We start from the raw sequence: 7,128 nt of genomic DNA, 5'->3' as shown, positions 1-7,128 counted from the left end.
CCGGCCGTCGCCCTAGCTGCGATGCCTTTCTCGAACCACGCTACAGCGGCCTTGCGCTGGACCTCTGACAACGAACTAGACGCACGCATAAAACTGCTCCCCACAAAACGGAACTGAATATTTCAGTCCAACTTCCGGGGAGCAGTTCAAGACCTGAGGGAGCGTCGGGATGGAGCCGGATAAATACGTGACGCCGGAACCCAGTTCGGGTTCCGGCGTCATACGTTTCGGTGTATTCAGTTCGTAGTGTTAAGTGCCGCTGCTCAGCAGTTCCGTTGTGCAGGGCCGGGTGTAGCAGGGCCTTTGTGCACGTTACGCCGGGGCGGCGACGTCCTCGGCCTTGCGCTCCTCGACCAGGCCGCAGACCGCGGCGAAGAGCGGGTGGTCCTGCGTGAGCCCGGTGATGCGCTCCGTGGCGGCGGCAGGTTCGGAGTCGGTAAGGATCTGGCCCAGCTCCACGGCCTCGGTGTCGGCCGGATCGTTGAACCGCAGGGCGGCTGCAATCGCCCCGAGCAATGCCTCGGGGACAATGCCGCGTTCAGCCAGTTCCGCAGCGGGGCCGATGAACCGTTCGTGCCGGCTCAGCTTGCGCAGCGGAGCGCGCCCAACGCGGTGCACCGTGTCCGGCAGGTGCGGGTTGGTGAAGCGCGCCAGGATTTTCTGGACGTAGGCCTCCTGCTCGTCATAGCTGAAGCCGTGTTTGGACACGAGCAGCTGCTTGGTCTCGTCGAGCACGGCGCGCACGTCGGCGGCAACGTCCTCGTCGGCCATGGCGTCGGAGATCTTCTCCAGCCCGGCTTCGAAGCCGAAGTACGCCGCGGACGCGTGCCCAGTGTTCACCGTGAACAGCTTGCGCTCGATGTAGGGTCCGAGCTCGTCCACGAAGGTGGCGCCCGGAATCACCGGGGCCGCACCGCCGAACGGCGTGCGGTCGATGACCCACTCGTAGAACGTCTCCACCGTGACGTCCAGGCCCTGGCCCGGCTCCTGGTTGGGCACGATGCGGTCCACGGCCGTGTTGGCGAACACCGCCGTGTCCTGCAGTGATCCGGCGGCCTCATCCCAGCACTCCACGATGGACTTGCGCAGGATGTCCGTGGCATTGATGGCGTTCTCACAGGCCATCACCTGCAGCGGCAGCAGCCCCGGAGCCCGGGCTGCAATTCCCTTGGCGATCGCGGGGGCCACGAACTTGAGGATATGCGGCCCCACCGCGGTGGTGACGATGTCCGCCGTCGAGATTTCCTCGATAAGCTGCGCCTCCTGGGTGCCGGAGTTCACCGCCCGGAAGTTGTCCACCGTGCGCACGGCGGGGTTCTCCCCCACCTCGTGCACGCTGTAGCTGTCCGCCGCGGCGAGCTGGGAGATCAGGGCGTCCGCAACGTCCGCGAACACCACCTCATACCCGGCCCCGTGCAGCAGCAGGCCGACGAACCCCCGGCCGATGTTGCCGGCCCCAAAATGTACAGCCTTCACTATGCGTTGACCTTTCCGAACAGTTCCAGAACTTCGTCCACGGTGGTGGCCGCCTCAAGCTGCGCCACCTGCGCCTTGTTCGTGAAGACCTTGGCGATCGAGGACAGGATGTGCAGGTGCTCGTTGTTGACACCGGCCACGCCCACCACGAACTTGACCTGCTTGCCGTTCCAGTCGATGCCCTCGGGGTAGCGGACCACCGAGACGGCCGACTTCCGGATGTGGTCCTTCGCGGCGTTGGTGCCGTGCGGGATCGCGAGGAAGCTGCCCATGTACGTGGAGACGGACTCCTCTCGCTCGTGCATCGCGAGGATGTAGTCGTTGTCCACGGCGCCGCGCGCCAGCAGCAGCTGGCCCGCCTCGTCGATCGCGGCATCCCGGCTGGAGGCGGAGCCGTTGAGGACCACGCTTTCCGGAACCAGGATGTCCGACGGCGCTGCGGCGGTTGCGGGGGCAGCGGCGGTTTGGGTGGTGGCGGCAGCCGGAGCCGCGGCTGTAGCCGCCCCGGCGGCAGGAGCCCCCGTATCTTCGGCGTTGCTGCGCTGGACCAGCTCCACGATCTCGTCGTAGCGCGGGCTGTTCATGAAGTTGTCCACGGAGAAGTGGACGGCACTGGACGTGGCAGGCTGGGCACGCTCGGTCAGGTCCTGGTGCGTGACCACGACGTCATACGTGTCATTGAGGTTGGCGATGGATGCGTTGGTGACGTTGACTTCCGGGAACCCGGCAGCCTTGATCTTGTTTCGCAGCACGGAAGCGCCCATGGCGCTGGAGCCCATGCCGGCATCGCAAGCGAACACGATGTTCTTGATGGGGCCGGTCAGGACACCCACTCCGCCACCGGCGCCTGAGCCGGTGAGGGTGGAAGCGACGGAGCTCTTCTTGCCCTTCATTTCCTCCATCCGGCTGGTGGCTGCGCTGAGGTCGTCCTCGTCGCTGTGGCGCGTCGTGCGGAGGATCACCGAGGCGACCAGGAAGGACACCGTGGTGGCGAGCAGAACCGAGAGGGCCACGCCGAGGTAGCTGTCACGGGACGTCTGGGCGAACACCGCAAAGATGGATCCCGGAGCTGCCGGGGCAACCAGGCCGGCGCCCGTGACGGCAAGGGTGGCGATGCCGGTCATGCCGCCGGCGATCGCGGCCAGGATCAGCAGCGGGCGCATGAGGACGTACGGGAAGTAGATCTCATGGATACCGCCGAGGAACTGGATGATGGCAGCGCCGGGAGCGGAAGCCTTCGCCGCACCGCGGCCGAAGAACATGTAAGCCAGCAGGATGCCGAAGCCCGGGCCGGGGTTTGCCTCCAGCAGGAAGAGGATGGACTTGCCCTGCTCCAGCGACTGCTGGATGCCCAGCGGGGTCAGCACGCCGTGGTTGATGGCGTTGTTCAGGAAGAGGACCTTGGCCGGTTCGATGAAGATGGAGGTCAGCGGGAGCAGGCCGTTGTTCACCAGGAACTGGACGAAGTTGCCGGCGGCCGTGCTGAACGCCGTCACCAGCGGCGAGATGCCGTAGAAGCCCAGCATGGCCAGCAGTGCGCCCCAGATGCCGGCGGAGAAGTTGTTCACCAGCATCTCGAAACCCGGGCGGATCTTGCCGTGCCAGATCGCGTCGAGCTTCTTCATGGTCCAGCCGCCAAGCGGACCCATGATCATGGCACCGATGAACATCGGGATGCCTGCGCCCACGATCACACCCATGGTGCCGATGGCGCCGACGACGCCACCCCGGACGTCATAGACCATCTTGCCGCCGGTGTAGCCGATCAGGAGCGGCAGCAGGTAGGTGATCATGGGACCGACGAGGCCAACGTTGGGCGCGCCCGCCGCGTTGGTGCCGAACCCGCCCAGTGCCGGTACCGGGATCCAGCCCTTTTCGATGAAGAGGGCTGTGATGAGCCCCCAGGCGATGAAGGCGCCGATGTTGGGCATGATCATGCCGGACAGGAACGTCCCGAACCTCTGGACGTGCACCCGCGCACTGGTTTTGGGTTTTGCAACTGTCTCTGTTGCCATGTGATTTCCTAACGTGGTCCCTGCGGCACCGCAGGATGGTCCGATAGTTTCGTCTAGCTGGTGGAACCGGTGGAGATCCGGTGGAGCCATTCGAGAAAAAGCTTGAGTTCCGAGCTGGTGAGCTGGTCCGAGTGGGATGCCTGCAGCGCCGCGTTCAGCGCAATGGCAGCCACCACCACCGATGACTTCCCGGAGTCCTCCGGTCCTGCATCCCGCCCCTGGTCCCTGGACACCGCAAAGATCATGGCGTCCCGGGTCATCGTGGACAGCTCCAGATTCCGCTCCGCGACCGGTTCTGCGATCAGCATGAGCGTCACGCCCACGTTGGCGGCCAGGATGCTCCTGGCAGCTTCCCGTGGCTGGACGTTCAGCAGACCGGCCGCAGCGGCCTTGCTCAGCATCTCCTCCAGGAGGCCCTCGGCATCGGCAACGATGGCTGGGCGGCTCTCCGGGCGGATGTTACCGAACATGACCAGATAAAGTTCGGGCTGCTTGAGCCCGAACTGCACGTGGTTGTCCCACATCCGCCGGATGTCCACCAGCGGCTGTCCGGACGGGGCGAAGTCCCTCTCGCCCGCCACATACTCTTCGAAGCCCGCGGCGACAACTGCGTCAAACAGGCCCTCCTTGTCACCGAAGTGGTGATAGAGGGTGGGCGCCGTGACGCCCGCCAGCTGCGTGATCTGGCGGGTGGAAACAGCTGCCCCACCGGACTTGGCCAGCAATTCGGCTGCCGCACGCAACAGCCGCACTTTGGGCGGAAGCTGGCCATCGAAACTCATAACCGCTACCCTAGCACCTATAGCAACGCTATATGAACTGAATCACATACAATTTTTTTCAGGCACCGCAACGCAGCCTCGGACGTAGCCGTTCCGAGCTTCCGGGCTCCCGCCCGGGCAGATACCGGCGGGCCTGGCTACCGGCAGAGAACGAGGACCTTCAGTGCAGAACTTCCCAGGAGTAGGCGTCAGCCCAGGCCGCATCATCGGCACGATCCGCCAAATGCCCAAGCCCATCAGTGAACCTCCGGCCGGCGAACAGCTGGCCGCCGGGACCACCCCCGAAGAGGCGACCGCAGCGCTGAAGGCCGCAGCGGGCGCCGTCCACGATGAGCTGAAGGCCCGTGCCGACCACGCCACGGGTGATGGCAAGGCCGTCCTGGAAGCCACGGCCCTGATGGCCAAGGACACCATGCTGATCAAGGGCGCCGCGAAGCTGATCGCCCGCGGCACCTCGCCGCAGCGTGCCATCTGGGAATCGGGTTCCTCGGTTTCCGAAATGCTGCACAACCTCGGCGGTTACATGGCGGAGCGCGCCACGGACATCCTGGATGTCCGCGCCCGCATCGTGGCCGAACTCCGCGGCGTGCCCGCCCCGGGCATCCCGTCGTCGAACGAACCGTTCATCCTGGTGGCCGAAGACCTGGCCCCCGCCGACACCGCCACCCTCGACCCCAACAAGGTCCTGGCCTTGGTGACCGCGGGCGGCGGCCCGCAGTCCCACACCGCGATCATCGCCCGCTCACTCGGCCTGCCCGCCGTCGTGGCCGCCGTCGGCGTCGACGAACTGCCGGACGGCACCGAGGTTTACGTCGACGGCGCCGCCGGTTCCATCACGGCCAACCCCGATGACTCGCTGCGCGCGGCCGCCGAAGCCTGGGCCGCCACGGCGTCCCTCCTGGCCGAGTTCAGCGGAACGGGTTCGACAGCCGACGGCCACCTGGTGCCCCTCCTCGCCAATGTGGGCGGGGCCAAGGACGCCCAGGCCGCGGCCAAGCTCGGAGCCCAGGGCGTGGGGCTGTTCCGCACGGAATTCTGCTTCCTTGAGCGGGACGTCGAGCCCACCGTCGAGGAACAGGCCGCCGCGTACAAGGGCGTGTTCGATGCCTTCCCCGGCAAGAAGGTGGTGCTCCGCACCCTGGATGCCGGCGCGGACAAACCCCTCCCCTTCCTCACAGACTCCACCGAACCCAACCCGGCGCTGGGCGTGCGCGGCTACCGCACCGACTTCACCACTCCGGGCGTCCTGGACCGGCAGTTGGAGGCGATCGCGAAGGCCGACAAGGAGTCCGAGGCCGACGTCTGGGTCATGGCTCCGATGATTTCGACAGCCGAGGAAGCCGCCCGCTTTGCCACCATGTGCGCCGAGGCCGGCATCAAGACGCCGGGCGTGATGGTGGAGGTTCCGTCCGCCGCCCTCACGGCCGACACCATCCTGCGCGAAGTTGCCTTCGCCAGCCTGGGAACCAACGACCTCACCCAGTACGCCATGGCCGCCGACCGCCAGCTGGGCCCCCTCGCCGGGCTGAATACGCCGTGGCAGCCTGCCGTACTGCGCCTCGTGGGCCTGACCGTTGAGGGCTCCAGGGCAGAGGGTCACAACAAGCCGGTGGGCGTCTGCGGCGAGGCCGCGGCGGACCCTGCCCTCGCCGTCGTGCTGACCGGTCTGGGCGTCACCACACTGTCCATGACCGCCCGCTCACTGGCTGCGGTGGCCGCCGTCCTGAAGACTGTCACGCTGGCGGAGGCCCAGGAACTGGCCAAGCTGGCCCTGTCTGCGCCGAGTGCCGTGGAAGCACGGGCCTGGGTCCGGGAGAAGCTGCCCGTCCTGGAGGAGCTCGGACTGTAGCCTGGAAAGCCGCCGGCCCGGCCGCCGGCGGCCTGCAGGGAGACGGCTGAAGCAGGCAGGCACCCCGGAAATCCGGGTGCCTGCCTGCTGCTTGGGTTGGCGCCCCCCGCTGACCCTTTCGGCTGCCCGCCGACCCGTTCGGGTGTCAGGCCGTGGCTCCGCCTGCCGCCGTAGATCCCTCGGCCGCCGTCCCGGCCCAGAACCGGATGATCCGGGCAACATCCTCGGTAGCGGTCTCCTGAACGACGTGCCCGCGCCCGCGCACCTCGGCAAACGCACCGTCGGGCGCCTGCCCGGACAGGAGTTCGCACCACGGCCGGCGGGCGATCGGGTCCCTTCCGCCGCGCAGCACAAGCACAGGCTGCCCCACGCCCCGCAACCGCAGGTCCAGCGGGTACTCCATCATCACGGGCAGTTCGGTCAGATACCACCGCATTCCCGCCCGGAAATAATCGGTGAAAACCACGGCGTTAGTGGTTGGCGGCTCGCTGAACAGTGCATCCCGCGTCAGCGCCAGCACATGCCAGGCGGCACTCCTGCGCTCCGAATCCACCACCGGGCCCATCAGCACTGTCCGGATTACCAGCGCGGGCGCCTGGAGCGACAACTCCACCGCAAACTGTGCACCCATGGAGTGGCCCACCACTATGCAGGACTCGACTCCATAATCCGCCAGGACGGCGGCGACAAAAGCAGAGTATTCGCCCACCGTCACCTGCCGGCCAGGACGCGGCGTGTCCCCGAAGCCCGGCAGGTCGAAGGTATAGACGGCAGCGCCCCGGTCGGCGGTCCCCTCCGGCTGGCTGTTCCCCTCCGGGCCCTGGGCCAGTTCCACGTGCAGCCTGGCGAGGTAGCGGTGGGAGACGCCGATGCCGTGGAGCAGCACGTAGGCCGGCTGGTCCGCGGCCGAAGGCGCGTTCGATGTGTATAGTCGGCCCGTCAAACCGTTCGCCGTCACAGCAACTCCACCGGCAAGTCTCATCCGCCGAGCATACCCGGCTTACAG

Annotated in this window: 5 protein-coding genes; 1 reads left to right on the top strand and 4 read right to left on the bottom strand. The window is 66.8% G+C overall.

Annotated elements, in window-relative coordinates; translation table 11 throughout:
- Positions 1-312 precede the first annotated feature (312 nt).
- From AC5RWD_RS19400 to AC5RWD_RS19390, 3 genes are read right to left on the bottom strand one after another with little or no spacing between them, the layout of a single operon-like run.
- The gene (locus AC5RWD_RS19400) at positions 313-1,476 is read right to left on the bottom strand and encodes a mannitol-1-phosphate 5-dehydrogenase (RefSeq protein WP_494021575.1); all 1,164 of its coding nucleotides are present in this window, start codon (positions 1,474-1,476) and stop codon (positions 313-315) included.
- Complete coding sequence (locus tag AC5RWD_RS19395; RefSeq protein ID WP_494021574.1) at positions 1,476-3,491, bottom strand: PTS mannitol transporter subunit IICBA; 2,016 nt, start codon at positions 3,489-3,491, stop codon at positions 1,476-1,478. Before AC5RWD_RS19395 ends, AC5RWD_RS19400 begins: the two co-directional genes overlap by 1 nt.
- Positions 3,492-3,544: 53 nt before the next feature.
- Positions 3,545-4,273 carry a TetR/AcrR family transcriptional regulator gene (locus AC5RWD_RS19390; RefSeq protein WP_494021573.1) on the bottom strand — a complete coding sequence of 243 codons (729 nt, stop codon included), beginning with the start codon at positions 4,271-4,273 and terminating at the stop codon, positions 3,545-3,547.
- 163 nt (positions 4,274-4,436) lie between these two features.
- Here AC5RWD_RS19390 and ptsP point away from each other — a divergent pair, with 163 nt between their 5' ends.
- Positions 4,437-6,122 (top strand): phosphoenolpyruvate--protein phosphotransferase, encoded by a 1,686-nt coding sequence (gene ptsP / locus AC5RWD_RS19385; RefSeq protein WP_494021572.1) that lies wholly within the window; start codon positions 4,437-4,439, stop codon positions 6,120-6,122.
- Positions 6,123-6,267: 145 nt separating this feature from the next.
- Here the strand turns inward: ptsP and AC5RWD_RS19380 are convergent, their stop codons facing one another.
- Positions 6,268-7,104, bottom strand: coding sequence for an alpha/beta fold hydrolase (locus AC5RWD_RS19380; RefSeq protein ID WP_494021571.1), 837 nt, complete (start codon positions 7,102-7,104; stop codon positions 6,268-6,270).
- Positions 7,105-7,128 lie beyond the last annotated feature (24 nt).

The organism is Arthrobacter sp. CMU6 (assembly GCF_059090205.1).
Note: the sequence above shows the minus strand (reverse complement) of the source record. Positions and strands in the feature narration are given on the sequence as shown.

Coding starts and splice junctions, on each gene's coding strand:
- AC5RWD_RS19395 (WP_494021574.1), bottom strand. CDS start 3,491: ATGGCAACAGAGACAGTTGCAAAACCCAAAACCAGTGCGCGGGTGCAC.
- AC5RWD_RS19390 (WP_494021573.1), bottom strand. CDS start 4,273: ATGAGTTTCGATGGCCAGCTTCCGCCCAAAGTGCGGCTGTTGCGTGCG.
- AC5RWD_RS19380 (WP_494021571.1), bottom strand. CDS start 7,104: ATGAGACTTGCCGGTGGAGTTGCTGTGACGGCGAACGGTTTGACGGGC.